Origin of the sequence: Nodosilinea sp. LEGE 07298 (assembly GCF_015207265.1) — a bacterium.
Classification (GTDB): domain Bacteria; phylum Cyanobacteriota; class Cyanobacteriia; order Phormidesmidales; family Phormidesmidaceae; genus Nodosilinea.
The window spans coordinates 1-2,495 of sequence record NZ_JADEXE010000513.1 but is presented as its reverse complement, the minus strand read 5'-3'; the positions used below and the strand labels follow the sequence as shown (position 1 = coordinate 2,495).

The 2,495-nt window shown below is 64.0% G+C and carries 1 protein-coding gene; it reads left to right on the top strand.

The features are described from left to right. Nucleotides 1-2,495 (top strand): hypothetical protein (locus IQ273_RS32500; RefSeq protein WP_194027205.1); only part of this gene is annotated, 2,495 nt, incomplete at both ends.

Sequence of the window (2,495 nt, the reverse complement as noted above, 5' to 3'; positions counted from 1 at the left end):
CCTTTATAGATCAGTGGCAGCAGCTCTCTGAGCAGGCCAGCCTGGCCAGTGCCGACGCTGTCGCCGTCCTGGCCACGGATGGCAACGGTGGTGCCCAGGTGCAGGCCTTGGTAGAGCCCTTTGTGTGGCCCGTGCAGACCAGCCTCGATCTAGCCATCTACCCTGGCCGCCTCAGCCTGGCCAACCAGGACAATGCCAACGGCACTACCCTGCGCCTAGCCGACGGGGAGGCGCTGACCCTCACAGGCCTCAGCGCCCTGGCCGGTATCTCTGGCCGGTTTAGTCAGAATGGCACCGACTACACCCTGTTGGCGGGCAGCCTGCTGGCCAGCGGCGGGCCGTCAGGGCTGCGCGACCAGCGGGGGCTGGGGCGCTCGGCCAGTGGGGAAGCTACGGGGGCAATGCTGCGCACCCCGGTTAGCCTAGAGTTAGAGCCTGACGTGTTCAGCCGGTACGAACTCACTACCACCCAGCAGCCCCTGTCGCTACGGGTCGGCGATCGCAGCTGGCAGCTATGGTTCCGCGACCTGCCCATTCAGGTAGAAGCCGGGGCAGCGCTGGCCTTTAGCCGCCAGCATACCCAGTCGACCGCCGCTGAGGATGTCAACGACCCCAATGCCCTATCCCCCAGGTACAACGTCTTAACCGGCTATGAGTGGCGGCTGGGCGAAATCGTGCCGCTAAACGCCGAGGCCGACTATGAGGAAGATCCGCTGCCACCGTTTCTGACCGTGTTTCATCTGCACTTTTACCCTCTGACCCTAGAAGCAGTCACCCTGGTCGAGGGACAGGTGCAGAGCCTGAGCCTGGTGGGCCGTCTTCAGCTGCCTCTGTCAGCAAAGGGCGAAGCCCTCCTCGACCTCAGCAGTGAGGTGGAATTTACCTTCGAACGAGATAGCACCGGTACTCTGGGGCTCAGCGCCGTCGCTCTTGCCGTCGAGCATCCCGACGCCAACGCCCGAGGGATTTGGCCCCTGGCCCCAGAGAGCCTGCTAGCCCTAACCAATCAGGCCACCACAGGGGTGCCCCAGCTCACCTGGGGGCAGATCAGCCTGGAGACCGATGGGGAAACCGGGGCGCAGGCTTTGCGACTCAACGAGGTTTGGCTAAATTTCTTTCTCTTTGACCAGGCCTGGGCTCTACCGCTAGCTAATCCCCTGGTCTTTCCCGAGGCTGAAACCGATTCGGTGGGAGGGATATACCCATTTCCCAGCCTGGGGCCAGCGGTGGCATTGGCCCCTCGGCAGGCTACCCTTACCCTCAGTCTCGCTGGCGAATTTAGACGCCATGCCGCCAGCCTGCAGGTTGATCTGCACCTGGGGCAGATGGCCGGCGCGGCGGGGGACGAGCCCACCTTTAGGGCTGCGGTAGAGTTTCCATTGATTAAGCTTGCCGATGAGGATGGGGAGACCGCCGCGCCAGTGCTGTGGGAGTCGGCCAGCCTATTTAACCAGCTGTCCCTAACCCCAGGCTCCCTGACGCTCAACCATCAGGCCCTAGAATTTGAGTGGCACCGCTACGAGCCCCGGCAAGAAGCCCTGTACTTTTTGCCGGGCATGGCCCTAAAAGCGCTGGAACTGCCCGGTTTTGCCGCCCTCACCTTTACGGCCCAGTACCGCGCTGAGACCGGCCCCGATGGGGCGCAATACCCAGACCTCCGGCTCGCTACCGCGTTTCTGGAAACAATTTTGACCTGCCAGTGGGGCGAGTCGCTGCAGAGCGGAACCGGGGCCACTCCCTCCGGGGCAATGGAGGACGACGAGACAAAGGGCGACGAGACAAAGAACGACGAGACAAAGGGCGATCGCATCTTCGCCCCCGCCGCAGGAGACCTCGTGATTGGCTACACCAGCCAGTGGTTACCTTCGCAAGAGTCACAGCCCGGCAGCTGGGCCGAGGCACTGCTGCTGAACGGCTTTCTAGAAGTCAAAAACCTGATCTCCTGGCCTCTGGGGTTAAAGTCCCACGCCGAGGTAGACGGGTTATCGCCCGCCGGCGTGGTGCTCCCTCCCCTGCCCGCCGCCGATGGTGACGGGCCGCGATCGCTCAGCCATCTGCGCCATTCCCTGCGGGTGCTGCTCAACCAGCACAGCCTACCCGTCGAGATGCTGGCTCTGGGAGAGGCCGGGCAGATGTTTCGGTTTCAGGGCGATCGCCCCTGGCAGCTGCTGGCGGTGACCGAGCATCAGCTGCTGGCCGTCTTTGCCTCAGGCTCCGCTTACAGCCTGGGGCAGACCCGCCGCTGGACCACCACCCAGACCGTGCGGCTCATGACCGTGAGGGGCTTTAAAACCTTTCTCAGCCAGAGCCAGGCCCAAACTGTGGACCCGGCGCGGGGGGGTGCGTCCTTGGGGCAGACCAGCCTGGGCCTTTGGAACTCGGCCTTGCAGGCCCAGCTCTTAGACGCCGCTACCCCGGCCCTCGACGAGGCGGCGCTGGGGGCCATGCTTATGGTAGAAGCCAGCGCCCTCCACTGGTTGCGCACCAGTCCGGTG